The 25851-nt window shown below is 50.1% G+C and carries 21 protein-coding genes and 2 pseudogenes; 5 read left to right on the forward strand and 18 right to left on the reverse strand.

Going from position 1 to position 25851, the window contains the following annotated elements:
* Nucleotides 1-549 precede the first annotated feature (549 nt).
* The 7 genes from JI735_RS29265 to JI735_RS29290 form a co-directional block, all read right to left on the reverse strand.
* Nucleotides 550-1311, reverse strand: coding sequence for a CPBP family intramembrane glutamic endopeptidase (locus tag JI735_RS29265; protein ID WP_039835190.1), 762 nt, complete (start codon nt 1309-1311; stop codon nt 550-552).
* 221 nt (nt 1312-1532) lie between these two features.
* Complete coding sequence (locus JI735_RS29270) at nt 1533-2456, reverse strand: copper amine oxidase N-terminal domain-containing protein (RefSeq protein WP_039835191.1); 924 nt, start codon at nt 2454-2456, stop codon at nt 1533-1535.
* Nucleotides 2457-2573: 117 nt separating this feature from the next.
* Nucleotides 2574-3179: a hypothetical protein gene (locus JI735_RS29275; protein ID WP_039835193.1), complete on the reverse strand. Its 606-nt coding sequence runs from the start codon at nt 3177-3179 to the stop codon at nt 2574-2576.
* A 463-nt stretch (nt 3180-3642) separates the two neighbouring features.
* Nucleotides 3643-4341 (reverse strand): chemotaxis protein CheA, encoded by a 699-nt coding sequence (locus JI735_RS36460; RefSeq protein ID WP_233476107.1) that lies wholly within the window; start codon nt 4339-4341, stop codon nt 3643-3645.
* 23 nt (nt 4342-4364) lie between these two features.
* Entirely contained in the window at nt 4365-5630 is a 1266-nt protein-coding gene (locus JI735_RS36465; RefSeq protein ID WP_233476108.1) for an Hpt domain-containing protein, read from the reverse strand.
* 18 nt (nt 5631-5648) lie between these two features.
* Entirely contained in the window at nt 5649-6077 is a 429-nt protein-coding gene (locus tag JI735_RS29285; RefSeq protein ID WP_231869730.1) for a chemotaxis protein CheW, read from the reverse strand.
* Nucleotides 6078-6096: 19 nt separating this feature from the next.
* Nucleotides 6097-7683 (reverse strand): methyl-accepting chemotaxis protein, encoded by a 1587-nt coding sequence (locus JI735_RS29290; protein ID WP_039835201.1) that lies wholly within the window; start codon nt 7681-7683, stop codon nt 6097-6099.
* 177 nt (nt 7684-7860) lie between these two features.
* On the opposite strand from JI735_RS29290, the gene JI735_RS29295 reads away from it, so the two are divergent.
* Entirely contained in the window at nt 7861-8244 is a 384-nt protein-coding gene (locus JI735_RS29295) for a hypothetical protein (protein WP_039835202.1), read from the forward strand.
* Nucleotides 8245-8289: 45 nt separating this feature from the next.
* Here the strand turns inward: JI735_RS29295 and JI735_RS36470 are convergent, their stop codons facing one another.
* Together JI735_RS36470 and JI735_RS29300 are read right to left on the reverse strand one after the other, a co-directional pair.
* Nucleotides 8290-8439 (reverse strand): hypothetical protein, encoded by a 150-nt coding sequence (locus tag JI735_RS36470; RefSeq protein WP_233476109.1) that lies wholly within the window; start codon nt 8437-8439, stop codon nt 8290-8292.
* The gene (locus JI735_RS29300; protein ID WP_039835203.1) at nt 8436-9278 is read right to left on the reverse strand and encodes a GNAT family N-acetyltransferase; all 843 of its coding nucleotides are present in this window, start codon (nt 9276-9278) and stop codon (nt 8436-8438) included. The genes JI735_RS36470 and JI735_RS29300 overlap by 4 nt, the downstream gene beginning before the upstream one ends.
* Before the next feature lie 211 nt (nt 9279-9489).
* Between JI735_RS29300 and JI735_RS29305 the strand changes: the two genes are divergently transcribed.
* The gene (locus JI735_RS29305) at nt 9490-10527 is read left to right on the forward strand and encodes an asparaginase (RefSeq protein ID WP_051051738.1); all 1038 of its coding nucleotides are present in this window, start codon (nt 9490-9492) and stop codon (nt 10525-10527) included.
* A 52-nt stretch (nt 10528-10579) separates the two neighbouring features.
* Here the strand turns inward: JI735_RS29305 and JI735_RS29310 are convergent, their stop codons facing one another.
* Both JI735_RS29310 and JI735_RS29315 read right to left on the reverse strand, forming a co-directional pair.
* Entirely contained in the window at nt 10580-11944 is a 1365-nt protein-coding gene (locus JI735_RS29310; RefSeq protein ID WP_233476110.1) for a sensor histidine kinase, read from the reverse strand.
* On the reverse strand, nt 11941-12657 hold the full coding sequence (locus JI735_RS29315; RefSeq protein WP_039835205.1) for a response regulator transcription factor: 717 nt from the start codon (nt 12655-12657) through the stop codon (nt 11941-11943). The genes JI735_RS29310 and JI735_RS29315 overlap by 4 nt, the downstream gene beginning before the upstream one ends.
* 158 nt (nt 12658-12815) lie before the next feature.
* Between JI735_RS29315 and JI735_RS29320 the strand changes: the two genes are divergently transcribed.
* Nucleotides 12816-13508: a hypothetical protein gene (locus JI735_RS29320; protein ID WP_039835206.1), complete on the forward strand. Its 693-nt coding sequence runs from the start codon at nt 12816-12818 to the stop codon at nt 13506-13508.
* 349 nt (nt 13509-13857) lie between these two features.
* On the opposite strand, the gene JI735_RS36475 is transcribed toward JI735_RS29320, so the two are convergent.
* The 4 genes and pseudogenes from JI735_RS36475 to JI735_RS29330 form a co-directional block, all read right to left on the reverse strand.
* Nucleotides 13858-14073, reverse strand: a complete 216-nt coding sequence (locus JI735_RS36475) for a hypothetical protein (RefSeq protein WP_233182827.1) — start codon at nt 14071-14073, stop codon at nt 13858-13860.
* Nucleotides 14074-14164: 91 nt separating this feature from the next.
* Complete coding sequence (locus tag JI735_RS29325; RefSeq protein ID WP_325175553.1) at nt 14165-15082, reverse strand: IS110 family RNA-guided transposase; 918 nt, start codon at nt 15080-15082, stop codon at nt 14165-14167.
* Between the two features lie 180 nt (nt 15083-15262).
* Nucleotides 15263-15388 (reverse strand): hypothetical protein, encoded by a 126-nt coding sequence (locus JI735_RS37095; protein WP_267919022.1) that lies wholly within the window; start codon nt 15386-15388, stop codon nt 15263-15265.
* A gap of 459 nt (nt 15389-15847) precedes the next feature.
* A pseudogene (locus tag JI735_RS29330) lies at nt 15848-16959 on the reverse strand (NADH:flavin oxidoreductase).
* A gap of 239 nt (nt 16960-17198) precedes the next feature.
* On the opposite strand from JI735_RS29330, the gene JI735_RS29335 reads away from it, so the two are divergent.
* Together JI735_RS29335 and JI735_RS29340 are read left to right on the forward strand one after the other, a co-directional pair.
* Nucleotides 17199-17816, forward strand: a complete 618-nt coding sequence (locus JI735_RS29335) for a TetR/AcrR family transcriptional regulator (protein ID WP_051052039.1) — start codon at nt 17199-17201, stop codon at nt 17814-17816.
* Complete coding sequence (locus JI735_RS29340; RefSeq protein ID WP_020430678.1) at nt 17813-18373, forward strand: AAA family ATPase; 561 nt, start codon at nt 17813-17815, stop codon at nt 18371-18373. The genes JI735_RS29335 and JI735_RS29340 overlap by 4 nt, the downstream gene beginning before the upstream one ends.
* A gap of 464 nt (nt 18374-18837) precedes the next feature.
* On the opposite strand, the pseudogene JI735_RS29345 reads toward JI735_RS29340, so the two are convergent.
* From JI735_RS29345 to JI735_RS29355, 3 genes and pseudogenes are all read right to left on the reverse strand, one after another.
* Nucleotides 18838-20306, reverse strand: a pseudogene (locus JI735_RS29345) (amino acid permease).
* A 120-nt stretch (nt 20307-20426) separates the two neighbouring features.
* Nucleotides 20427-21899, reverse strand: a complete 1473-nt coding sequence (locus tag JI735_RS29350; RefSeq protein WP_202676691.1) for a diguanylate cyclase — start codon at nt 21897-21899, stop codon at nt 20427-20429.
* Between the two features lie 77 nt (nt 21900-21976).
* A complete protein-coding gene (locus JI735_RS29355) occupies nt 21977-25849 on the reverse strand; it encodes an ATP-binding protein (protein WP_202676692.1) in 3873 nt (1290 codons plus the stop codon).
* Nucleotides 25850-25851: the final 2 nt, after the last annotated feature.

Here is a 25851-nt window from a genome sequence, read left to right on the forward strand (position 1 = left end):
TTTCACCGGCGTTTTTCCTGTTGTGAATATCGTATTTGTACGCTTCGCTAACCTTTTTCAACGGAATCACGCTCTTTCTTCGGCAAGATGGCTCTTGCTTGAATGAATAGCTTTTTCCTTTACTAAAGATTTGCTGTTTGATTACCCGCATCCCCACGGTCTGCCGAAAGATGTTGTCACGTCCACCCTTCTACCCGCAGCCGATTCCGGCATGCTTCGCTAACTCAGTACATTGGATTCTCTCCTTTCCTACATTCATTTCTAAATTTCAGGAATGAGACAGTCACCCGGGTAACCCCTGATCTTTGCTTAGGTGGTTCCTGTGGTGATGTCTACATTCTAGCGCATAAAGGATAAAATTTAAAACTTCAAAAGCCTGTATATTCCCTCCTATTTCCTGAAAATTCGCCATTTCCTTGCCTGATCTTCCCAAGCCTAAGAATTGCTGAAGTTTAGTTCGTTTTGGTTGCGTTTTCATTTCCAAAATCTAAGTCCAGAAAAAACGGCCAGCCCGCAGGAATACTCCTGTCTGCTGACCGCTTTATTTTTTTACATAGACAAGCTCTGAGCTTTGTTTCTCCGCAATAGCACGGCAATTAGATAGATTCCATACAGCAGATACAGGATATTTAATAGAGCAACTGCCGGAATTTCCATATCCGGATTTTCATTGCAAACCATAGCAAACGCATCATAAATAAAATGGAATGCAATCAAAGGAATGATGTTGTCCGTTGTTTCAATTAACAGCGCCAGAATACAGCCCAGCAGCAGCGCATTGATCACTTGAAGAACAATATGTATAAGATCGGTTCCGTTCAGCGCATTGGCCATATGCAGGATGCCAAAAAACACTGAAGAAAAAACAATATAAAATACAGGTCCCTTGAACCGGAGCTTCTCCCGGATGATCCCCCGGAAAATCGTTTCTTCTGTAAAACCGACACAGACGGTCAGCAGAAGAATACTCCCCACCTCGATCCAGGAAAGCCTGGTGTTAATCCCGGCCATGGCCGGCTGAATCAGCACGATGACCAGCAATGGAATGTAATAAAGCGCACGCTTTTCCTTTACCCCATCGAACCTTTTGAATCCGTAGCTGCCACGCGGCCTGCTGCTTCTGCTCATGTACACCGTAACAATCACGGCCATAAGGAAAAAAGCGCACGCCTGGGCGAAGCGGACCCCCGTGTCGTCAAGCTCCATGATGCTCGCTGCCGCTGAAGCTACCGATACCAGCAGTGTCAGTACTACGCCCAGCATGAGTGAAAATAAAACCGGATGTCCTCTTTTTGCCAAGTGCTCTTTCATAGCTCGTCTCCTTTATAATCATTTGCTGTTTTTATTGGCCTATGAGGTCAATAATGGATTAATTGTAATACTTCCCTTGAAATTATTCTATTAAAAAAAGCCAAGATGCAGGCAGGGTTGCCCGTTTCTTGACTTGCCTAGTGCTGGCCCGCTTCAACACTGATATCGATCTTATGCCCGTCCTCGGTGGTGACATATACTTTCCAGTGATTCTAAAAGTGTTATTCATTAGGTATTATAAAAAAGTCCTTTATTGAAGTGATATCATCGTTCATCCCCAGCTCAGTAACCTTGCCTTCCGAATTGACTAGTCCGTACCTAGCAATCCCGCCCATAATGTTCATGTTATAGTATACGTACTCACCAGTAATTTTAGGCCGTATTCCCTCTTCCGATAAAACACCAACATTTCCTTTGAAAGCTAAGCCTTCTTTGTTATTTATGAGCTGAATGGAATCATTCGAGGTACCAATGTTAGCCTGCCAAGTCTTGTAATCGATGTTGTTTTTTATTTGATGATATTCGATTACATCACCGTATAAATAGAAGTATTGATTAGATTCACCTTTTGGAAAATAAAAAACGTCATTGTTATTTACCTTACGATCAGCAGAAGGAGAGGTCAGGGCATCAACTTTTGGTGTCCCGGAAACTGCAGCTTTTCTTCTGACGGACAAGTCGCTCGACTCCAGATCTTTAATGGTTTGATTTGTTGGTTTAGCGATATACACAGTTTGTTTTTGTTGTTCCCAAACGACAACAGCTCCAGATGCTTCACTGATAACCCGAAGCGGAACAAAGACTCTGCCATTAATAATAGAAACAGGAACCTGAATTTCTTTGCGCTCATTACCAATCATGACATATTTGCTATTTAATTTGAATGTTGACTTCTGCTGCGTTATCTTATTGACTACAGTTACTGTCTTTGATGCATTGTCCCAGGATATTGTTGTATTGGGAAGTTCGCTTATAGTTTTTACTGGAACTAATGTAACCCCATTTTTAAGTATTGGAATGACCTCTGTCTTCACAGCTTTACTATTAACGATAATTGAAGGAGTGTTCGCAGCAAATACATCAGTCAATGGCATTAAGCTTAAAAATGCAGCAAGAGTTCCTGATAGGATTTGTCTTTTATTCATACAATGGACCTCCTTGTTTTTATTGTCACTTTTTATTAGACGCTTATTTATGGTAAAAAGTTTCATTAAATAACAATACCTACACATTTCTGTGTAGGTATTGTTATTATTACTTATTTAGTTTGCGTTTAAAGACGCACTCAGTGGGACATAAGAGTTCAGATTAAAACTAGATGCCGAACCGCTGGGCAATGGAGTATAAGGAACGCTGCTATTCCAATCAATCCAAGTACCATCCGTCTTCTGGAGTTTAAGCAATGTGAAGCTTCCTAAGCTATAGCTGGAAGCCCCTTGGTCATCAAGACCGAAAACCATTTTAGCAGTGCTGGCACTCCCCAGTACGTCATTCCCATGTGAGTCAAGAATAGAAATGGAATTCCATATCTTCACACCATTAATCCAGACAGAAATAGTATGATTCACTCTGTCATGCAACAACTGAATAGGAACAGTAGCACCTGGAATAATACCAGTGATATCATCTTGACTTGTACCAATTATTGGTTCTCCGCCAGGAGATGTAATCTTAATAGGTGTACGGAATTTGGTACCTGTATACGAAATGCCAGCCTCTACGATCGCGTTACCAAGCCCAAAATACCAATCGACATAACCTCCTGAAACATTCAAGGTTGTTGGAATCTTTATACTGCCTTTGATGCCAATATAGCTAGCGTTTGTAGCAAATACACGAAGTGTTGTCTCGGGTCTGGGTGTTGACATATAAATTCCTCCATAATATGAGATGAGGATTAAGGACAAAGCAACGATTGTGTGTCCTCACTTTCGTTACCACTAATCATCCTCTCGATTATTAGGGAAATTTTAGTAATCATAATACAACCTACTTTTTTGCTGGCACTTACAGGATTCACCTCTAAAAGGTAGAGGAACTGCCCGTTTCTTGACTTGCCTAGTGCTGGCCCGCTTCAACATTGATATCGATCTTATGCCCGTCCTCGGTGGTGACATATACTTTCCAGTGCCCGGTCACCCCGCTGCCGTCAGACATGCGAAAGGTTCTTGTCAAGCTCCTCCTGCACCGCCTATAGCACCTGAAGCTTCCAAGATATCCACATTATTTAGCATTGCATAAATTCCTAAACGGTAAAAAGCCGGAAGGATAACACAGCATTTCACTGCGTCCTTCCGGCTATTTACCTGACAGCTCCAAGTGTCTATTGAATTAATGGCTTACCAGGTAAGCGGCATCCAGGATGAGCGCAACCCGGCCATTTCCAAGGATAGTCGCTCCCGAGAGATGGTTCAGGGTTCCCAGATAAGCTCCTAGAGACTTAATGACAACCTCCTGGTTGCCGATAATCTCATCTACAGCAAAAGCGGCGATCTTATCGACAGATCTGACGATGACCAGCGGGATAGTCCTGGTGCTCCGTTCCGCCCGGGGATAATGCAGCTTGTCCCTCAGCCAGGAGAGCGGCACAATCCGCCCGTGGTTGATTATCGCCTGCTCTCCCTGAACGACCTGAATTTCTTCCGGGGCAATGCGCACAATTTCGGCAACATTGTACATTGGGAGAATCAGGACCCGGCCGGCAACCTTCACAAGCAGTCCCTTGATAATGGCCAGCGTGAGCGGGAGCCGGATCGTGAAGACGGTCCCTTTGCCCGGCTCTGTTTCGATATCGATAATACCATTCAGCCGTCCGATCTGACTGCGAACAATATCCATGCCGACCCCCCGGCCGGAGACTTCACTGACCGCTGAAGCCGTCGAGAATCCGGGCTCAAAGATCAGATGGACCGCCTCCTGGGCGGTCAAGTAACCGGCCTGCTCTTCGGTAATGATTCCTTTGCCGAGTGCCGATGCTTTGATTCTCCCCGCGTCGATGCCTTGCCCGTCGTCTTCCAGGCGGATGACCACATGGTTCTCTTCATGGAAAGAAGTCAGGGTGATCCTGCCCTTAGCCGGCTTCCCTTCAGAGATGCGTACCCGGGACTCTCGATCCCGTGGTCCGCACTGTTGCGGATCAAGTGGATCAGGGGATCACTTAGCTCTTCGATAATCATCCGGTCCAGTTCAGTTTCACCGCCCTGGATCACCAGCTCAATGTCCTTGTCCAGCTTCTGGGCCAGATCCCGGACAAGCCGGGGGAAACGGCTGAACAGCTGATCAATGGGCAGCATTCGCGTCTTCATGACACCTTCTTGAAGTTCCTTGATAATACTGCCCATGTGATCCGATACGCTGCTAATGTCCGGAAGAACTCTGGCCGGGTCTGAACGCTGGCCGGCTGCGCTGAGATCGGCCAGGGAGGTCTGCTCAATCAGCAGCTCACCAACCAGATTCATCAGATGATCCAGCCGCTCCACGTTTACCCTCACCGTTGGATGGGTGCCTTTCCCGCGCTCCTCGGCCTTCGGGTTCGCCTGCTGGGCAGACGTATCGGGAGCATCAAGCATCCTTTCCGCTTCTTTGGACAGCTTGATCTTATATGGAGCAATGTGCAAATGCTGAATATCTGAATCGTCACCAAGCTGGTCCTGAATCACCTGGAGCTCCTTCAGCGTGGCAGCCACAACGGTAAATTGGCCGTAACGTTCATCTTCATCGGTACCTGGAGTTACCACCGGGGCAAGAGAGACAGATATGACCGTTCCGCACAGGGCCTCCATCCGCTGCAGCAGGATAAAATGTCTTGCAGCCTTCATCAGACAGTCTTCCTTCAGCGTGATGCTTACAGCGATCAGCTGCTCTCCTGCGCCCACAGCCGCCTCCGCCAGAAGCGTCTCCGCAGCGTTCAGAACCGGGAGCCTGTACCGCTCCGGTTCGGCAGGCTTGCCGAGCAGTGCCTTGATCTCGGACACCACACTGCTGCAGTTGGTATATTCACTGCCGCTGATATACTCTGTCCGCAGCAGCTTCATCGCATCCAGCGCACGGAACAAGGTGTCAATCAGCACGGAGGTGATCTCCGGTTTCTTTTCCCGTACCCATTCGAGGATAAATTCCACTTCGTGGGTCAAGTCACTCATTTCCTTGAAGCCCATGGTGGAAGAAGACCCTTTAATGGTATGCGCAGCACGGAAAATGGTCTGAATCAGCTCTGCGGACGGCGATTGCTCCAAGGCCAGCAGCGACTGGTCCATCCGTTCCAGCTGATCGTTCAACTCTTCGATAAAAATATCGCGGTAGGCAGACAGCTCCATCATTATCAATCCTTCTCCTTCCTAACCGCCCAATATTTCCTCAAGCTTCAGAATGCCGATCAGCTGGTCCTCTCGTTGACCGATGCCCAGAAATACCCCTTCCCGGCCCCGGCCTTGTCCACTGGAAGGAGGATGTATTTCTCCATAAGTGGTAACTTTATTCACCTTGTCTACAATGAGTCCCACAAATTCATCCCGGTAACGGACCACCACAATCCGTGTGGCCCGGGTATACGGCTCATCAGACATGCCCAGCAGATTACGCAGACTCATCACGCAGACTACTTTGCCGCGAAGATTGACGACCCCCTTCACTTCATTCCGGCTGAAGGGAATGTCCGTAATGGTGAGCATTTTGATAATTTCATGCACTTCCTCGATGCGGATGGCGCACGTTTCCTGGCCTACGGCAAGCTCTATATATTGTTCCTTCTGCAGCGTTGACATCATAACACCTTCAGTCTGTAGGTTAGTGGGTTTTGAACGCGGCTGCGGACTGGGCAAGCTCCTCAGCGAGCTGGGCCAGTGACTGGCAGGTCGCTGCCGTCTCTTCCGATACAGCGGCTGATTCTTCACTGGAGGCCGCGATGGATTCAACCGAGTTCATCACTTCGGCCGCTTGAGCGGATTCCTCTTCACAAGCCGCAGCAATTTCATTCACCTTGAGCGAGGACGAGTTCACCATGCTGATAATTTGCTCAAAAGCCTGACTGGTCATCGATGATTGCTCAACACTTTCGGCAACAGCCCGGACACTTTGTTTGGTATTCTCCTGCATGGCTTTAATGATCTTGGTGATTTCCTTGGTTGCGTCACTGCTCCGCTCCGCCAGTTTGCGCACCTCATCTGCTACAACTGCGAAGCCGCGGCCCTGCTCCCCGGCACGGGCAGCTTCAATGGCTGCATTCAGTGCCAGAAGATTGGTCTGCTCGGCAATATCGTCAATCACCTCGATGATATCGCCGATTTTGCGGGAGTCCTCTTCCAGCTGTGTCATCTGGTGATTTACGGCCTGCATTCCCTGCAGCGAGGTTTCCACCACATAACCGCCTTCACGTGCTGTTCTTACCGTATCATTGGACAGCTCGGCAGCTTCCTCCGCACTTGCTGCCACTGAGTTGATTGCCAGAGACAGCTCTTTGAACAATTCGGTAATACTTGCGGATGCCGCAGACTGGGTTGTGCTGGTACTGGCGATCTCTTGGGTGCTCGCGGAAATTTCCTCGGAAGAAGCGGCAACACTCTGCGAATTCATCACGATGCCATTAATCAGATCCTTCAAATTATTAACCATCCGGTTCAGCGCACTGGCCAGCTGTCCCACTTCATCCTTGGTTGTGATTTCTGCCTGTTGGGTCAGATTGCCGTTTGCCACCTCGGAAGCCAATCCCAGCATCACTATCAGCGGTCTTGAGATCGATCTGGCAATAACATAACCAATAAGAATGCTGACAATTACCGCCCCGATCACTACAGAGATGGTCAAGACCAGCGCGGAGGAATACGTATCCTCGGAGTGTTTGTTCGTTTCGTCTGCGAGCCGCACATTCTCATCAATTAAACCATTCATATAGACAACGACTTTTTCTCCTTGCTGCGCCAGATGCAATCTAAATGCATTAAATTCAGTCGGGTCCTCTTTCTCTGCTAAAATCAGCCCCTGGCTAAACATTTTCATGTAAATCTCATATTCTTTATCAAAATTACCCAGCAGCTCCTGCTCTTTCGGAGTAGTAGCAAGCGGCCGGTAATTGTTAAAATACTTCTCAATTTCCCCGGTTGCTTTTTCGATCTGCTCCTTGTAGCCGGATATTTCCTCAACAGCTGTTGCAATGCTCATATCCCGCAGGGCTACTCTAATGCTCTGGTACTTGATTTGGGCAGCCGATAAATCCCGGACTGAAATCAGGTTGTTGTTATACATCTCTTTCATGTTCGCGTTGGCACTGCGCAGCGAGAAGATCGAAAACACGCCAAGTCCCGCGAGAATCAAGGATACAATCAAAAACGCGGAAATGATTTTTGTTGCTGTCTTCAAATTACCGAACCATTTCATTTGAATTCCCCCTAAGGTTAACGTTGTTGCGTCCAGCTGATGGACATACCTCCTCCCCTGGCATGCCACCGAGACATCTTAGCTATCTTTCGACATTTTTCGCAAAAATTTTAATAGTTAATTTTAACTATAGTAAAATTTAATTAATCCCCCAGTCTACCCTATTGTGTATCCCATATGTATATTGTAAACGGTTACATTATTATTGATATTTCTCTTTACAATAAATGCGAAAAAGTTATAAATAAACAAGCGCTGGGATTCTACCTTACCTCGGAACCGAATACGGTCATCGATATTACCAGCTGCTTCGATCAGAAGCTGGCCGCCATGGCGCTGCACAGCAGCCAGTTCAGCGGGGAAACGCTGGCGCTATACCGGCTGTATTTCATGGAGAAAGGGCGGCTTCAATTAATGCCTCAATTTCACCGGGAGTGTGAAAAAAAAGCGTCTGTCCAAAAGCAATCCGCTTCCGTCGAGGAAATCTGTTTCTCCTCCAAAATCGATTGTATCCACCTGGTGTTAAGGAAGCCGGGATCACTTTTGACAAGATGCGGGTAAATAAACAATCTATTCACATATGCTGCGGCAAGCAGACCGCCCGGTCTAAGAACCCTCAGACATTCCCGGATGCATGTATCCTGATCCGGCACCAAGATCCAGAATTTGCGAATTCCCCTTGAGGTACGTATCCAGAAAATGGGTAGTTGTGATAAATTCTAGTCTTCTTGCATGATCCGTTGTCAGTCCCTTCACAATGCGAGCCGGTAATAAGGCAGCGTCAGCGACGGCTTGAAGCCCAGCTTCTGTGCCAGATAATAAGACCCCTGATTCTCCAGGCGGCAGGCCCATACCGGCTCCAGACGATGGTCAAGGCAATAATCGATCAACGCGGCGCATACGGTAAATGCATACCCTTTTCCCCGTGAAGCTTCCGCTGTCTCTATCCCGATTTCGAGCTGATCCGCCGTGATACAGGACGAAAATGCAGTAGAAGCAACCCCGCCATCCTCCAGGATACTGTAGCCGGCGCCTTCAGCCACAAAATGTTCTTCATCCCGCCAAAAAAAACGCGGAAGCACTGAACCGGTCTGAGCAAAAAAATGCTCTTTTCCCGTTCGTACCAGGTCTGCCTCCTGCTTGAAGAACTGCGCCCGTGCTGCACAATAGGCTTCACGGTCAAAGCTGAAATTCACTCTGGTATTTTTTTCTATGGCCCGGTAATTGTCCTGACCGGATTCCCTGCCGCCTGCCGGCAATGTGCTGTTATGCGCAGCAGCTATAGCATCGATCCGCTCACTCCAGTCTCCGGCCGGGTCTCCCTGCAGCCACTCTGCCTGTATGCGGTTTTCCCCTCTGCCCGTTATGTAATCCGACAACCGGTGATGAAAATCCGGATTCGCAGCAGCTCCATAGACCAATGACATTCCATAAGGATGGACGACATAGAACGCACCCGGCTTTTCTTTGCTGTCGGCATACACTTTCCCCGGAATACGCTGCTCCAGCACAGCCCTGGCAAAAAGTGTATTTATTTTCACTTGATCCAGCGCAGGCAACCCTTTGTAATAGTCTTGAACCTCCAGTTCAATCATCTTTTAGCCCCTTTCAGAAGTTTAGTAATTTTCCTCAGTATACTATATTCTGATTTGCACTATGGGTTGGAAAGTTTGGAAGGATACGTCTCATATCAATAATGGGATTAAAAAACAGCCTTACACCGTTAATCGTATGTTATAATACATTCAGCCAATTTCTATTAATTAGTTCTATTAAAAAATGATCTGACTTGAAAGGATATAAGCGATGATTATTCCAGTTCCAGAAGTGAATTTTACAGCCTCCCCTTCCTATAATCCGAGCCTCAAAAATGTGGTCATTCTCGCCACCGGGGGTACTATTGCAGGCAGCGGCGAAGCGCATAAAACCTTGAATTACGAGCCTGGTGCTCTGTCGATACAGGATTTGCTGGACAGTGTCCCCCATCTTGAACGTGTAGCCAATTGCGCAGGAGTACAGGTCAGCAATCTGTGCAGCGCCGATATAACCAGTGAGCACTGGCTGACCCTGGCGGCCCTGATCAACACCCTGGCACTCCGTGAAGATGTGCATGGTTTTGTGATCACACACGGCACGGATACCCTGGACGAAACGTCGTACTTTCTTAATCTCGTAATCAAAACGGACAAACCGGTCATCATTACCGGCTCCATGCGCCCGGCTACGGCCATCAGTCCGGATGGACCGCTGAATTTGTACCAGTCGGTAGCTCTGGCGGCCAACCCGGAAGCTTCCGGCCAAGGCGTCATGGTTGTGTTTGCCGAAGGGATCTACAGTGGCCGGGATGTGCAGAAGGTCAACACCTTTAAGGCCAATGCCTTTGATGAACGGGATTTTGGATGTCTCGGCTATATGCGGGACAGCGAGGCTTTTTTCTACACCAGATCGCTCAAAAAGCATACCACCGCCGCCCAGTTCGACATTTCTGCCCTGGAACAGCTGCCGCAGGTGTCCGTAGCCTATTTCCATGTAGATGCTGATCCGGGTATTCTGGATTATCTGGCTACCCTCTCCAAAGGCATTGTCATTGCCGGAGCAGGCGGAGGCCTCTACAGCAAACCCTGGATCGATAAAGTCGGCGAGCTCAAAAATAACGATATCCCCGTTGTCCGCTGCTCGCGGATTTCCAGCGGCATTACGCTGAAGGATTCCTATATCGACCTTTCTGCCAATTCGATTCCCTGCAACAGCCTCGTGCCGCAAAAGGCACGAATCCTGCTCTCGCTGGCGCTGACCCAAACAACGGGTTATGAGGAAATCGCTGCAATGTTCAACGAATACTAGGCTAAGATAATAGCAAACCGCCCGTGAACACTCACGGGCGGTTGTTGTATATTCACGCTGAATGGGCAACCGGGAATTCAAATGAGAACAGGGCACCCCCAGATTGGCGGTTGCCCGCCTGTATCCTTCCGCCTCCGCGCTCCACAATCGCCCGCGAGATCGCAAGACCCAGCCCGGATTCTCCATCCTTGCCTTTGACAAAACGGTGGAACAGCGAAGGCAGCAATTCCTCCGGAATCCCTGGGCCGTCATCCGTAACTTGCAGGATAATCGTTCCATTTGTTCTGACAGCTTGAATTTCAATAGACCCGCCAGCATAACGTGCAGCGTTGTTCAGTACATTCAGGAGCGCCTGAAGCAGTTTATCACGGTCGGCAGCAACAATCAGAGGTTCTCCGGAAAAAGCCGTATGCAGTACGAGGTTCCTTTTAACCAGCAAAGGGTTGATCCGCTCTACCGCATCCTCCAGCAGCTCCTGCAGACAGACCTCAGCGGGCCGGTAAATATCCTCTTCACTATCCAGCTTGGCCAGCAGCGTCATTTCTGTAACCAGATTCCGCAGGCGGCTGGTCTCGCCGAGGATAATATCCAGTCCTTTCACAACCGCTTCGCCTTCAAATACTCCGTCCCGAATCCCTTCCGCATAACCCGATATAGACATTAGCGGAGACTTCAGCTCATGAGAAGCATTCTGAAAAAACTGTTTCTGCACCCGGTTGAACCGGTTCAACTCTCCTGCCATCTCATATACGGTCTCTGCAACGGCTCCGATTTCTCCACCGGCTCTGATCAGTCCGACCTCGGAGAAACGGCGGCTTTTGACTTTTTTCAGTTCCTCGCGCAGGCGGATCAGCGGATTAATCAATTTACGGGTAATGAACAGGCTGAACAAGAGCATCAGCACAGCGCCTGCAGCAAATACGAGAATCATTCTTTTTAGGAGCGCCTGCTCAATCGTCTTTATTTTGCTCATAGGCGTCAGCAGTGTCAGCTTGCCTTGCGGAATGGCATTGACTTGAACAAGGAACCGGGAATCCTCGCCGCTCCATATGCTCTGCATATTTATCGTCTGGACAGGCCTCGCTTTAGCAGCGATTCCGGACGGAGCAGCCAGCGCAGGGACGCTGCCGGATATAATATTCCCCTGCTGATCGGTGAAAATCGCCGCCACGTCCGTAGAAGCTGCAGAATAGGGAACAGTAACAGCTGAAGCAGGTACCGCAGCCTCCAAATAAGCATCAGGCTGAGTTGCCATAGTGGCTGTCATCGATGCGCCCAGCGTACGCAGCCCATCCCGCTCCACGCCTATAAAATGATCCAGCAGAACATAATGAATCAGCACAGCAGTAATTGAAAGAACAAGGATCATGGACGCTGCAAAAGCCAAGTTGATCTGATGAACCAGCTTCATTTTCATTCCTGCACCTGCCCTTCCCGCATGCGGTAGCCATGTCCCCAGACGGATTCCAGCGGCAGGCCGTCTATCTTTTTGCGCATCCGTTTAATGAGATGGTCCACCGCCCGGTCGCTGCCGAAATAATCATCCCCCCATACACAGGACAGCAGCTCCTCCCGGGTAAACGCCCGGTTCGGATGCTCCGCGAACACCTTCAGCATCTGGAACTCCTTGCTCGTAAGCTCTACTTCTGTCTTGTCCCAGAACACACGCCGCTCCTCCGGCATGATCTGGAGCCTGCCAAGCATGATCTTCATCTCTTCCGCCCGTTTGCCTGTGTCGAGCCCTCCGTCTTGACCCAGCTTGTCCCAGCGCTCCAGCTGGCGCTTGATGCGGGCTACCAGCTCCCGGGGACTGAAAGGCTTCACCAGATAGTCGTCGCTGCCCAGCTCGAAGCCGAGGATTTTATCGACCTCGTTATCTTTGGCAGAGATCATGATGATCGGCACCTCAGCTTCATCCCGGATTCTCCGGCATAGCTCGTAGCCATCCATACCCGGCAGCATGATATCCAGAACCCACATCTTCGGCGGACTGCTTTTCCAGAACTCTATCGCCTCTTCAGCACTTCCCAGGCCCACAGTACTGTAATTCTCCTTGTGCAAATATGCCTCGACTAAATGGCGTATATTCTCGTCATCCTCCACAATCGCAATCACTGCATTGTTGTTCATCTCATAGACCTCCAGGGGTTTCTCTGCTTCATTATATCAAGCCCTGCGGGCATGGAGAGGAATGCCATTCTTTTTCCACAAAGCCACCAATATTGTGCCACAGCCGCCCGGTATAGTTAGGCCTGTAAGACAAACCACGAACAAGGAGTGTTAAGAACATGAACTACAACTTGAAGCTGAGAAAAATCGCCCTTTCCACCCTGCTGCTCTCCGCAGTAGCCAGTCCGGTATTCGCAGATGCGGATAACGGAACACCAACAGGCGGATCAAAGAACACGGAAATCTCTGTTACAGTGAGCGCGGTTAAACCAGTCGATTCGATTTTTATCACAGCTGCATTTCCGGGACTACTGGACCTGGTCGCAACCTATGCACCGGATACCGCGCAAGCATGGAAGGATGTTCTGGCCAAATATGAAAAAATTACCGGGCTTAGCGTGGTTGTTACTAATAACCCGCAGGTTGTAAATGCAATTCCGCTGCCCGATGGGGATGCTTCGTCAAATCCGCAGGCAAAAGCTATTGTTACAGGTCAGGCAGTTGCTGCGACTCCTGGAGTGAACCCGGATAACCTGATCCCTGCCCCTATTGCCATAGAGCGTACTGAGAATGGTATGCATAAAGCGGTGTCTGCTGCCGTCGATGTAAGCGAAAGGGGAACTGCAACAAGAACTGAGGCTGCAGGACCTTCCGCTACAGATATTGCCCTCATTACCGCACAAACGGAACTATCCGAAGCCATAGAGTCCAAGGATGCCGCCGCGATTAAGCAATCCCTGAGCGAACTGCTGAAGCAGTACAAAATACTGGTCAGCCAGCTGGAAGGCATCGAGCCAACAAGTAAGAGCTAAGCTATAGCGGAAAACAAGTAGAAGGATAATTTATTAGCGTGAAGCATATAAATTATATTTGAACCAAAACGGCTGTGCCGTGCTCCACGGGACAGCGCAGCCGTCTTGGTTGGTTCTAGCGTTACCTAGAGAACGACCCCTTGTGAATCCTACGGCAACTCTTTAAGTGGAAAAAGGGACACTAATTTGCCGGAGTGACCCAATTTATACGAAAATAACTTTTCCGCTTCACAGCTCGAAAGTGAATTTCGCTTTTATACGAAAATAACTTTTCCGCTTCACAGCTCGAAAGTGAATTTCGCTTTAAAGATTCCCTAAATCGGAACTTCATTTTTTTAAAAAGTGGTTATCATGTGGTAGGTGTCAGTTCCACTTGGTAGCCTAGCTTTTGAAGTTTTTTAATCAGGTAGTTTGCGGTCTGCTCTGGGGTGTTCAGATATTCCGTCCCGAGCTCTGTATAGGGGACTTTATCCCGAAGCATCACATACATGATTCGGATCATCGCATGGGCTAATGCGATGATGGCTTTCTGTTTTCCTGCCCGTTTCACGATCCGACTGTACATGGCGGAAAGCCGATTATTCTTGGACTTACTCGCCGCCCAAGCACACTGGACGAGTACGGCTTTCAGACCTCGGTTCCCGCGTTTGTTCTTTTTACTTTTTTTTACCGGCACTCTCATGGTTGGCTGGACACACCCCCACCCAAGAGGCCAGGTGGGCTTCGCTTGGAAAAGGAGACATGTCGGTACCCAGTTCCGCCACGATGCTCGCCGCCGCATCGGTGCTCACGCCTGGAACGGTATCCAGCAGTTCAATTTCCTTCATGTATGGCTGCACTAGCTCCTCAATTTCAGCTTCCAACGTCTGGATTTCACTCTCCAGATACTGCAAATGTTCCAAATGACGCCGGATCATCTTCCGGTGATGCAGGCGCAGTCGGCCGTTCAATGCCTCCACAAGGGAAGGCACCTTCATCTTCAGCCGGGTATGAACCAGCTTGCGGACCTCATGCACATCCAGCACTTCGCCATTCACCATCGAGTCCAGTAGCGCACGCCCGGAAACGCCAAAAAGATCGGAGACATACGTGGTCAGTTTAAGGTTGGCATCTTGTAGAATTTTGTGAATCCGGTTCTTTTCTTGCGTCGCGTTTTGCTTAAGTTTGCGCAGATACCGGGTAAGGTCACGCAAATCGCGGATGGGCTCGTCCGGGACAAAGCTTCCCTCAATCAAGCCACAACGGTGGAGCTTGGCGATCCACTCGGCATCCTTGACGTCAGTCTTCTTCCCGGGCATATTGCGGATACGATGCGGGTTGGCCAGCGTGATCGTACAGGTGCTCTCCAGAATGTTCCATACGGGTTTCCAAAAGACCCCTGTACTTTCCATGGCAATCTCGGTACATCCCTGCTGCTCCAGCCACTCCTGTAATCTCAAAAGCTCACGGGTTGTGGTTCCAAACGTCTCGGTCACCGACCTGGGTCTCTTCTCCAGGGGGCCACTCAGCAGACAAACCACCACTGTCTCCTGATGAATATCCAACCCGGCACAACGTTCACGAATGGCATCCATATTCCCTACCTCCAAGCCAAAAGTATGCGTGGATCATGCAACCTAAAGAGATAAAATTTTATACACGTGCTCGTGGCAACACTCGGCGATCCTCGTCGTTGCAGTGGGTCAGATTAGGTTTCGGGATGTTTCACCAATATTGAATCGACCTCTGATCCACGGCACTATTTTACCAAATATTCACTCTGACTTCACCTGATTTTCATGACCGACGGTGGCCGCCAGGCCATGGGTGATTAGGTTTACTTTTTCCACTTCAATCTCAGGATTTCTTGATTTTCGGAAAAATAAGTTCCCTTTTTCCAACTAGCACCTGCGAAGAAGCCGGTAAAGACGGATCGCCCTATTCCTTCATGATCGATCCGCAACCGTTACGGACAGGAGAGCCGTTATAGATAGAAGATTCGGCTATTCCGCAGGACTACAGACTGAGTTGCCTTTATTTCTCCCTTTCCCCTTTATTTCAGGCTCAATTGAACGATATAACGGCTCCTCGGTCCGTAACCGCTGAAAAAACAAGATTTTTGGTAAAATAAGGGCTCCTCGGTCCGCTTCAGTCTGCGGATGGAGCCCAATCCTTCTGCATCGCTTATATCCTGTGAGGCTTCCAAGATATCCATACTTTTTTACACTGTATAATTTCCTAATACAATAAAAAAAACAAAAGCAGATCAAGGCTGGGTGCATTGATCTGCTTGTTATGTTATTAACAGTTGCTCGCTGTGTCAAAATCCGGCGAATTTCAGACGCTGATCTGCGTACAAATTAGAACAGTACAGCAGTTGCTTCCGGTGTAAAAGCCTTAATCTCGTCCATCCGTCCTTCGCGTATTTTCTTGGCCCAAGCCGGATCGCCGAGCAGTGCACGGCCTACGGCGATAAGATCAAATTCATGACGCTCCAGCCGTTTCTGCAGCTCTTCCAGCCCATGCCGGCCCGCCTCTCCATCTTCTGACGGCTCGTCCTCCATCCCGACGGAGCCAACCGTAATGGTTGTTTTCCCGCTGAGTTTCTTAACCCATCCGGCCAAGCTAAGCTCTGAACCTTCAAACTCCGGGTCCCAGAAACGGCGCGTTGAGATATGGAAAATATCCACACCTGCCTTCACCAGCACATTCAGAAATTGCTCCAGCTGTTCCGGGGTATCTACCAGCTTCGCAGCGTAATCCCCCATTTTCCATTGGGACAGCCGCATAGAGACCGGATAATCCGGCCCTACTGCGGCGCGGACGGCCTGAACTACCTGGACAGCGAATTGGGTACGCTTGAGAAAATCACCGCCATAGCGGTCTGTGCGCTGATTGGTTTTTTCCCAGAAGAACTGGTCGATCAGAAAACCGTGCGCACCATGAAGCTCAACACCGTCAAAACCTATCTGCTTGGCATTCGCTGCCGCATTGGCAAATGCCTGAATAACGCCCGCAATTTCTTCTTCTGTCATGGGTTCGGTCACCTGTCTGCCTTCCAGATCCAGCCCGGACGGGCCAACTGACGGGGCTTCCGGGAAGGGCTCAGCTCCCATTGGGCGAATCATTCCCATATGCACAAGCTGCGGAAAAATAGTACCTCCGGCTTCATGCACCTGCCGGACGACTTCTCTCCAGCCGTTCATAGCAGCTTCCCCATAGATGCTCGGCAGTTTCGGCTCACTGCTGGCCGCCGGATGGTCAATAACGACACCTTCCGTGATAATAAGTCCCACCTCATTCTCCGCACGGCGGCGGTAATATGCGGCGACATCCTCTCCGGGAACACCCCGGGTGAAAAAGCCCGCGCCATCGGCGACATTACGATCCGGGCAGGTATGGTTAATTTTTGAACCTTATACGGTTCAAACAAGGCTTCCAGTGAATGAATGTGCTGCTGCTCATTGCTCAATTACAACGCCTCCTACAAGTTTTGTGTGCCTAGGCATCAATGTAAAAGTTGATTCCCGGCGGGATATGAAAGCAAGTGTAACAAGCAGCAGACTGCCCTTCAACCAACAATCCGCCGGATTTGTTGTTTAAGCAAAAGCTGAAAGAAACTGTCGCACACAAAGAAATCATTTGTTGTCAAAACAACAGATGCTTATAATAAGAAGGGATATTTTCTTTTATGAAAGGAGGGTTCAGAAGATGGCCAGTGTGCTGCCGCCCAACCCCAAAGATCCGCGCGTCATCCGGACACGGCAATTAATTCTGGACGCCTTCATCCGGCAGTTAAACAGCAAGGACTTCAACTCCATAACAATTAGTGATATAACTAGCAGCGCTACTATTAACCGTGCTACGTTTTATGCGCATTTTTCGGATAAATATGCACTGCTTGAAGCCATGCTCTCGGAAGCATTCAGCCAGCTTGTGCTTGACAAAATTGATGCAGAGGCACCTTTGACAGAAGAGTCGCTTCAGAAGCTGATCCTTGCCTTGTGTGCTTATCATGAATCAAGCCGCCATTGCGTTAAGAAATATGATTCAGTAGCCCTGATGATCGAAGAAAATATTAAGCTCCAGCTGGAGAGCCTCTTGCTTCAGCTACTCACTAGAGCAGCAGACACTGCGGATCTGAAAGAGGTCGAAACGGCAGCAACCATGATAAGCTGGTCCGTCTATGGCTTAACCTACCGCTGGAATATGGAAGGAAGAAAAGAATCTCCGGCAGCCTTGGCCCAAAGAATAGTGCAGCTGATTGCAGGTGGAGTCCGCTTCCTGCATCCCTTGGGCAATCATGCGGGAATGGAGAGGTACAAATGAAGAGATTAGTGATCATTACTGTCGGGAAAACACATAGCGGAAAAACTACTTTTGCCCAAAAATTAGAGCAGCACCTGCACAACTCAGTCGTAATTGACCGGGATACCCATGCTGAATTTATCAACACCTATTATAAGAGCATGCTGCCAAAACAAGGAGCCAACACCCTTAAAAACGCCATCTCTCGGACAATTATTGATTATGCAGTCCACGAAACCGATTTGCATCTCATCTTATGCAACGCAAACCGCGGCCGCAAAGGCCGTTTGGATTTGCTCGAATATTTTCAACCCGAAGGTTTTGTGCGCGTACTTGTTCATTTTGATATTCCCGATCAGATTCTTGAAGCCCGGGTAGCCGGCAGTCAGCGGAGTACAGCTATTTTCAGGAGTGCGTCTACCTTTGAAGAAGTGCTTCTCCGGCAGCAAGCCGAAACTGATCATGGGGATGTTATAGCACCGGCAGAAGATGAAGCGGACTATTTGTTTGTGATTAAGGATAGTAGTGAAGTTCCAGCTACTTTGCAAAAAATTGTGGATATTGCTCAAAACTTGTGAGGAAGTGGCGCTTCCCCATTCCATCCTCTCCTTCAGCTCCGTCGTGGCAGAGCCCAAGTGGAAAAAGGGAACTTAAATCTTCCCCATCCCGGTTCCCGACAAGCTTTAGTGGGAAAAAGGACAACTAATCCGGCTGATTTCCATCCTTACGGGTGAATTCACTTAAAATAAGTTTACTAATTCCCACTATTTCCTCAGTCGAGCGCTTAGAGGCTAATTTAAGTTTACTTATTCCACTCCACTTTCCCGCAGAGCCCTGTCTTCCTCCCCCTTCAACCTTTTGAACACCAAGGCCCTCTGCGAATCACAGGTTAAGCACGATAACAGCACGATTGGATTGCAATCCCATTTGGCCCCTTTAAATTTCCCGCCCTGGCAGTAAATCATGAGTTCCTACTCACCGTAAAGAGGCACGCACATTTGTGCGTACCTCTTACTGACCACACTCCCGGCCCTGCACCTTTTTACTTTCCTTGCTTTATCCCCGCACCTTTTTTTATCCCCTGTCCCCGCTCCTGCTTCCCTTCCAGCTCTTCTGCAGCCTCCATCTGCGCCCTTGCCGCTGGCACCTGCAGGGGCCGTCTCTGATACCTGCCGGTTTCCCTGGCCTTCCGCAAGGCTCCGAGCCCATAGATTCCTGCAAACAACACAACAAACATCACACCCGCAGCAAGTCCTCCGCCCTGGCCGGGGATCAGCGGCATGCTGGCCAGAATCGCCACCAGGCTTACTATGGCAATCCATGAGGTGTAAGGATATCCGCGCAGCCCATGCTGCCTGATCAGCGGACCGCCATGGCGCTTGCGCAGCCGGTAGTGGCTGGCCATGATAATGACATAGGAGAACAGCAGCGAGAAGCCTCCGGAGCTGACCAGAAAGAGATATACGCCCTGCGGCAGCAGCATTCCGAGCCAGAGTCCCGCCAGCATCGCGCCGCCGGAGATAAGAATTCCCCGGTAGGGAATGTCTGCATGGTCCCGCATCCATGCGGGAGTATGCCCTTCTTCCGCCAGGGAGCGGAGCATCCGGCCCAGGCCGAATACTGAAGCCAGCATGGTGGACAGGATAGCGGATACCAGGACAATATTCATGACCGTCCCGGTCCAGCCAAGCCCGTATAGGCTTAACGCCGACACGAACGGACTAACCTGCTCGGATACCCGGGCCGGAGGCAGCAGCAGGAACAGCCCAATGATGGCTGCCAAATACAATCCGACCAGGAGCACAATGGTATACCGGATCGCCCTGGGAATCGTTACACCCGGATTCCCCGTCTCCGAGGCCGCCAGTCCAAGCACCTCGAAGCCTGCGTAGGTAAACATGACCATCAGCATGCTTCCGGCGATTCCGGCAATCCCGCCCGGAAATAAGCTCTGCCCGCGCACAACATCAAGGCCTACTCCACCAGCGCCTCTGGTGCCGAAGCCTGTGATCAGAGCCGCAGCAATCAGCACAAAAGCGGCAATGGCAAGCAGCTTAAACGCAGCGAGTCCGCTCTCCAGCCTGCTCAGCCGTTTGGCGCCCAGCAGGTTGAGCAGCGTCACTCCCGCGATGATCCCTGATCCAAGCAGCACAAGCGGCAAAGCGGGAAACCAGCCGCGCAGCAGGATGGACACCGCTGTAGCTTCACTGGACATAGCTAGTACAAGGCCTGTCCAATAGACCCACCCGACCGTGAAGCCCGCCCCCGGCCAAAGGCCTGCTCGGTATAGGTCCGGAAGGACCCCGCTACCGGATTCGCCACTGTCATTTCCGACAGGGCGGACAAAATGAAATAAACGAGTATGCCTCCAATCACATAGGACAGCAGCACAGACGGCCCTGCTGCGCGGATCGCCACCGACGAGCCCAGAAAAAATGAGCCGCCAACCACCGTTCCCAGCGCAAGCATCGTCAGCCCCCACACCGATAGTCCTTTTTCCTCTTTCCCCATACAGCTGCCTCCCCGCTCTTTTTATGGAGAGTATCTGCAATAAGCGGGGAATTTACCCATGGAAATTTAACAGCTGCCGACTGATGACGTTATATCCATTAGAAGTTTGTCTCCTTCAGGCTATTGAAACATCGTTACGCAGTTCCTGCCTTGGGCTTTGGATTGGTACAGGGCATCATCGCCAAGCTTGTAAATATCCTCTTCACGGACATTGTCCACATAGACGGCAGCGACACCAATTGATACCGTAATGATTCCATAATCCGTGCTAAGCGCGTGCTCTATCCGCAGGTCGGCAATGCTTCTCCGGATGCTCTCGGCATATTCACGCGACTGGCGGGGGGTGAAGCCGCTGACGACGATACCGAATTCTTCACCGCCGAGCCGGAAGGCATACCCATTGGCACGCGCCGCCAGCTCCTGCAGGAGGGTTCCGACCCGCCGCAATACCGAATCGCCCTCATAATGGCCATAGGTATCATTGTATTTTTTGAAATAATCAATATCGAGCATCAGATAAGTCAGATGCCGCTTGTTTGCTGCAGCCTTCTCCACTTCCTCCAGGAACAGCTTGTTGAAATATCTGCGGTTGTACAAGCCAGTCAGCTCATCGGTGATGGATATCTGTTCGATCAGCTCAATGTACTTATTCAATTCCTCATTGTTCAGCTCCAGCTCCCTGGTGCGCTCGGCGACCAGCTCCTCCAGATGCTCTTTATGCCGCAGCAGCTCCTGCTCCGCCTTTTTCCGTTCCGTGATATCCTTGACGGTACCCTGTATAGCCGGCCGGTTCATATAGTTAATCCGTGTGACCTTATGGATGACAATCACCTCACGGACCTGATCCTTATGCATTAATTTCGTTTCATATTCAAAAGGGGCCTGTTTCCCCTCCATCCGGCGGGTATAGTAATGTGTCACCTTCTCCCGCTCTGGAAGACTGACGAATTGCTCAAAAGGCTGCCCCACCATTTCTTCGGTCTCATAGCCGAGCATCTGCGCCAAAGCCTCATTGACATATCTGCAGATTTGATCTTGGGTAATAAAAATACCGTCCTGCATGTTATTGACCAGCTCGCGGTATTTCTCCTCCGACCGCTCCAGCTCCGAATAGAGCGTCGCATTTTCCAGTGAAAAGACCATTTCCCGGGACAGCAGATTGATAATCTTCATCCGCTCCTTGGTGAACACGCCCGTCACCAGGTTGTTTTCCAGATAAATGACCGCAATGGTCTTGTTTTGGTTGATCAGCGGCATGCAGACCATCGATTTAGGCCGGTGTTTTACAATATAAGGTTCATTGACGAATGGAGTTTCAGAAAACGCGTCGTTGTAGATCACACTCTCACGGCTCTCTTCCACCTGCTTCAGGATCGCATAAGGCAGATGATCGTATCTGGTCCGGTCATGCACCGCTACAGTAATCTTGTCCTCCTTCGGACGATATTCGCCTTCCACAAGCAGGTTCGTCTTAGAGGTCATGAGGATGCAGCCTCTTTGCGCTCCGGCATTTTTGATGACGATTTCCATCAGGGCCTCCAGCAGATTGCTCAGCCCGATTTCCTTGGAGATGGCCTGCGAAGCCAGCAGCATGGAGTTAATGTCCAGACTTTCAGTATAATCCGTAACAGTCCGGCCATGCAGGAACTCCTTGGTGCTGATCCTTCTGATCAGATCCGGGTAGCGCTCATGAATAAACGCAATTTTCCCCTTCGCCCCCAGACAGAATAATAATATTCTGACTGTCTCAGCAGATAGCCGGCGAATTCCTTGAAGTCTTTCCGGTAATAAAAACGGGCGGCCAACTCACTGGTCAGCGCCTTGTACCGCACGAAGCCGCTCTGCTCACTGGCCTCGATGGCACAATCGTAATACTGCCCCGCTTCATCATCCCTGCCTGCGATTCTGGCCCATTCCGCCTTCATCAGCATTTCGTGCTGGCGGAAGGTTTGCGGGGCGTGTCTGGCCCACTTACGGATCCGGCGGTATTCCTTGCGCATTCTGGCTTTGGCCTGTCTCTTCCGGTTTGCGCCTAAATCCTTATAGGCATAGGCCAAGTTCAGGAAGGTGTAGAGGGCGAATTCCTCCATAAAAGCAGACCCGGCAAGCGTGCCGATGATCGGGTAAGCTTTGTCGATACAGGCCAGTGCCTCGCTGTAGTTCTCATAGGTGAACAAAAGCTTCATTTTATAAATATAATAAATGGCAATTCCTGAATAATATTTGGCAGCTTCCAGCTCCCTCAGATAGGACGCTTCACTAAAATCTGCGCTGTCAAAGGAAAGGCGGTTGTCCAGCTCCCCTGCCAGATTCAGCAGATATTGGCGGGACAGCTGCGCGGTGGCGAGGGACTCTTTGTATTTGGTTTTTTCAATCATAGCGGTCATTCTGGAGCTTTCCTGCAGATTCGCCGCAATATCCATCCCCGGATTCCAGAGATTCACATAGAAGCAGGAATGAGCCAGATAGAGCAGATCTCCTGTCCGCAGGCTGGCATCTATAGAAGTGGTATACCACTCCTGTAGAGTGTCCCAAGGCTCGGTCCAAGTATGGCAGAACAAGGTGTATAATACATACGCTGCCCCTTTCCACTGCAGATCATTGAATTTGTCGTTGATGCGGATCCCCAAACGCCCATAGTCAAAAGCTCCCTTGGAATCTCCAAAACCGGACAGGAGCATGGCATAGCCGATAAACGCAAGAGCTGACTCCGGAGCATTTCCATACTTCAGCGTTAGTCCCACCTTCTTCAGAACGACCAGCCCGAACAGGGATGTTTCTCCGGAAATAAAGGCTGGCGGAATAAAGTTGATCAGCAGCCGCATCACGAGCTTCATCTCCGGATCTTTCATCTCGCCCGCTTCGAACAGGTTCTCGGCGGTTCTACCCCGCAGCGCGGTTTTGATCTTCACAAGCTCCCCCAGGACAGAAGCCATCCCCACACGGGCAGGAATGGGAACGCCCATTACAGCTAACCCCAGCCGGCCCGACGCAATAGATTCTTTCATCATTCCCAGGTACATATAGTGATTAGCCTGCATTTCATAGATTTGGGCGAGGGCAAGCCGGTCCCGGGTATGCCGGATCAGCACCGCACACGCCGAATCGGCTGCCTCCACCTGATGGGTCAGATATCCGCATTCCGCATACAGCTGATAAATTTCCGCCGTTTGCGGCCCATTCTCTTCCCAGGCTTCCTCCTTAAGGAGGCTGATATTCACTTCCAGCAGCTTAAAAGCCGAGTCATACCCAAAAGCTGCCTTGGCTTTCCGGGCGGCTCTTAGATTGATCCCGGTGACTTGACCGAAATCCTCCTTTGAGACCAGTTTGTCCAGTCCTTTATTCAGATGGGCGGCGATATCGACGATAATACCGTCCGCTTCCCCCGGAGCCAGCCGCTCCAGCAGCAGCCGGCCTATAGCCAGATGCAGAGCACCGCTTTCACCGCTGTCAAGCATTTGGTAAAAGGCCTGCTGAATCCGGTCATGGGCGAATTTAAACCGGAGATCCAGATTCCGCAGGCCTTCCTCCCCCGGCTCTGCCAGGAAGCTGGAAATCAGTACATAGCGGTGCTCTTCAGGAATTATGAATTCCTCCTCAACGGCTATTGCAATGGCCTGGGCAACCACTTCAAGAGGTTCGTCAGCAATCAGCGCCAATAGACCAAAATCAAATACATTCCCCACAGCAGCGCACAGCATCAGAATTCTCTGCACGTTCCCCGGCAGCTCCTGCTGCTTCAGCATCAGGAAATCCACAACGCTGTCGTTGACCGGCAAGCCGATGATCTGCTCAAGCTGCCAGTTCCAGCCCCCTGTAACCTCATCGAAATACAAATAACCGTTCTTGTACAAATCCTTCATAATTTCATTTACAAAAAAGGCGTTGCCTTTGGTCCGCTTAAAAATCACTTCTGTAAGCTCCTGCACGCGGAGGGGAGTAGTATAGAGGGTTTCAGCTACAAGGCAGCCTACTTTTTCTGCGCTTAAAGAATTCAAAACAATTTGGGCAGCCTCGTGATTTTTGTCAATGGCAGCGATGACCCCGAACAGCGGATGGCCCTCATGGATTTCATGCTGGCGGTAGGAGCAGACGATAAGCACTTTGTGCAGCTGAGATTCAAGCACCAGCTTCCCGACAAGCTGCAGACTGGAATAATCGGCCCACTGCACATCATCCAGGAACAGGACCAGCGGTCTCTCATTATGGGTAATCCCTTCGATGAACCTGGCAAAAGTAAGATAGAAGCGGTTCGTTTCTTCGGCCGGATTCAGCGGCTCCATCTCCGGCTGAACGCCAATCCAGCCAGCCAGCTCCGGGATAAGAGCGGCAATCAGGTTGCCATTTCCGTCCAGCGCTCTGGTTAAGGAACGCTGGATATGCGCCTTATACTCCTCATCGGGACTATCCATCAGCTGGCTGATCATCCGCCGGAAAGCCTGGATCAGTGCGCTGTAGGGAATGTTTTGGTTGTACTGGTCAAACTTTCCTTCCGCGAACAGACCCTTCTCCTGGCTTATGTGCCGGTGCAGTTCATGCACCAAAGCGGTTTTGCCCACACCGGCCTCACCTGTCACCAGCATCAGCTGCGAGCTGCCCCTGACACTCCGGCGGAAAGCTTCCACGAGGCGTCCAAGCTCCTGCTCCCGCCCGTATAATTTCTGCGGAATCCGGAAAATGTTCATCCGGTCTTCGGCACCAACCACAAAGCTCTCCCGGCCAGCCAGACATTTCATCAGGTCGGCCTTTATGCCATATGCGCTGCGGTACCGGTCCTCCGAGGACTTTTCCATCAGCTTCATAATCACCGCCGACAGACTTTTTGAGACCCTGCCTCCGCTTGTCTTATGGGGCGGTACTGCTTCTTTGGCAATAATGGAGTAGATCTGCTCCAGCATCTCACCGGCATCATAAGGCTTCATTCCCGTCATCATCTCATAGAGAACTACTCCGAGGGAGTAATAATCGCTGCGGTAATCGATATTGCGGTTCATTCTGCCCGTCTGCTCAGGTGAAATATACTGCAGGCTCCCCTCCAGCACACCGCTGTTCTGGTAATCCCGTTTTTCCCTGGACAGCTTCACGGCAAGACCAAAATCAATGATCTGTACACGGTTTTCTTCCCTGTTCCAGATGATATTGGAAGGCTTGATATCCTTGTGGATGACGCTCCGTTCATGAATCGCCCCAAGAATATCTACGATTCTCACCGCAAGCTGCAGCAGCGCCTCCTGGTCCGGCGGGTCTTCCGCCATAATCCGTTTCAGCGACCGGCCGCGGATATCCTCCAGCACCATTACATAAGAGCCGTTTTGCTCCTCCAGCCTGCAGGGCCTGATGACACCCGGTATACTTGCACTAAGCTCCATAAGGAGCTTGTATTCCTGCTTAAAACGCATCACTTCTTCAGTTCCGCTAAACTCTGATTTAAGAACCTTCAGGATTACCGATTCACCGGTTAAGGGGTCGATGCTTCTGTAAATGGATTTTGTATATTGATCGGAAATCGTTTCCACTATCTCATATTGGCCCAAAGCAACCATAC

It is taken from the genome of Paenibacillus sonchi, assembly GCF_016772475.1.
Taxonomy (GTDB): domain Bacteria; phylum Bacillota; class Bacilli; order Paenibacillales; family Paenibacillaceae; genus Paenibacillus_AQ; species Paenibacillus_AQ sonchi.

What these genes read in the sequence shown, in the direction of transcription:
- JI735_RS29265 (WP_039835190.1), bottom strand. Translation starts at nt 1,311, where the DNA reads ATGAAAGAGCACTTGGCAAAAAGAGGACATCCGGTTTTATTTTCACTC.
- JI735_RS29270 (WP_039835191.1), bottom strand. Translation starts at nt 2,456, where the DNA reads ATGAATAAAAGACAAATCCTATCAGGAACTCTTGCTGCATTTTTAAGC.
- JI735_RS29275 (WP_039835193.1), bottom strand. Translation starts at nt 3,179, where the DNA reads ATGTCAACACCCAGACCCGAGACAACACTTCGTGTATTTGCTACAAAC.
- JI735_RS36465 (WP_233476108.1), bottom strand. Translation starts at nt 5,630, where the DNA reads ATGATGGAGCTGTCTGCCTACCGCGATATTTTTATCGAAGAGTTGAAC.
- JI735_RS29285 (WP_231869730.1), bottom strand. Translation starts at nt 6,077, where the DNA reads ATGATGTCAACGCTGCAGAAGGAACAATATATAGAGCTTGCCGTAGGC.
- JI735_RS29290 (WP_039835201.1), bottom strand. Translation starts at nt 7,683, where the DNA reads ATGAAATGGTTCGGTAATTTGAAGACAGCAACAAAAATCATTTCCGCG.
- JI735_RS29295 (WP_039835202.1), top strand. Translation starts at nt 7,861, where the DNA reads ATGTATATTGTAAACGGTTACATTATTATTGATATTTCTCTTTACAAT.
- JI735_RS29300 (WP_039835203.1), bottom strand. Translation starts at nt 9,278, where the DNA reads ATGATTGAACTGGAGGTTCAAGACTATTACAAAGGGTTGCCTGCGCTG.
- JI735_RS29305 (WP_051051738.1), top strand. Translation starts at nt 9,490, where the DNA reads ATGATTATTCCAGTTCCAGAAGTGAATTTTACAGCCTCCCCTTCCTAT.
- JI735_RS29310 (WP_233476110.1), bottom strand. Translation starts at nt 11,944, where the DNA reads ATGAAAATGAAGCTGGTTCATCAGATCAACTTGGCTTTTGCAGCGTCC.
- JI735_RS29315 (WP_039835205.1), bottom strand. Translation starts at nt 12,657, where the DNA reads ATGAACAACAATGCAGTGATTGCGATTGTGGAGGATGACGAGAATATA.
- JI735_RS29320 (WP_039835206.1), top strand. Translation starts at nt 12,816, where the DNA reads ATGAACTACAACTTGAAGCTGAGAAAAATCGCCCTTTCCACCCTGCTG.
- JI735_RS36475 (WP_233182827.1), bottom strand. Translation starts at nt 14,073, where the DNA reads ATGTACAGTCGGATCGTGAAACGGGCAGGAAAACAGAAAGCCATCATC.
- JI735_RS29325 (WP_325175553.1), bottom strand. Translation starts at nt 15,082, where the DNA reads ATGGATGCCATTCGTGAACGTTGTGCCGGGTTGGATATTCATCAGGAG.
- JI735_RS29335 (WP_051052039.1), top strand. Translation starts at nt 17,199, where the DNA reads ATGGCCAGTGTGCTGCCGCCCAACCCCAAAGATCCGCGCGTCATCCGG.
- JI735_RS29340 (WP_020430678.1), top strand. Translation starts at nt 17,813, where the DNA reads ATGAAGAGATTAGTGATCATTACTGTCGGGAAAACACATAGCGGAAAA.
- JI735_RS29350 (WP_202676691.1), bottom strand. Translation starts at nt 21,899, where the DNA reads ATGCTGCTGGCTTCGCAGGCCATCTCCAAGGAAATCGGGCTGAGCAAT.
- JI735_RS29355 (WP_202676692.1), bottom strand. Translation starts at nt 25,849, where the DNA reads ATGGTTGCTTTGGGCCAATATGAGATAGTGGAAACGATTTCCGATCAA.